This is a genomic window from Staphylococcus pasteuri (assembly GCF_030547725.1).
GTDB lineage: Bacteria > Bacillota > Bacilli > Staphylococcales > Staphylococcaceae > Staphylococcus > Staphylococcus pasteuri.
Genome location: NZ_JAUOQO010000114.1, coordinates 1 through 338, shown reverse-complemented (window position 1 = coordinate 338; position 338 = coordinate 1). Strand labels below are relative to the sequence as shown.

Below are 338 nucleotides of genomic sequence, written 5' to 3'. Positions count from 1 at the left end.
GCATGAGTTCGCGCAATTGTTGAGAACTGCCCAAACACAGTCCACCCGGTGAACCCAATAATTTCCCTAAATAGCTTATAGTCCCAATAGATTTTTTTAAACTGGCATTCTTTATAACGATATAGGCATGTGCCTGTATATAAAAAAGTAGTGACAACGCTGACGCACAGCAATAACAGTCCGTACAATTCAAGTTTATCCAATGCAATATATTGTAATAAGAATACTACTCCCAGCTTCATAAACGCTTCTATTATCGATATATATGCATACAATTTCATATCTTCGTGAGCGATAATGATAGCCATAAAAGGACTAGTAATGACACTTACCAAAAC

The 338-nt window shown here is 36.4% G+C and carries 1 protein-coding gene; it reads right to left on the bottom strand.

Annotated elements, in window-relative coordinates; genetic code table 11:
• On the bottom strand, positions 1–242 hold a 242-nt coding region (locus Q4528_RS13035; protein WP_439848935.1), incomplete at its 3' end, for a hypothetical protein.
• Positions 243–338 lie beyond the last annotated feature (96 nt).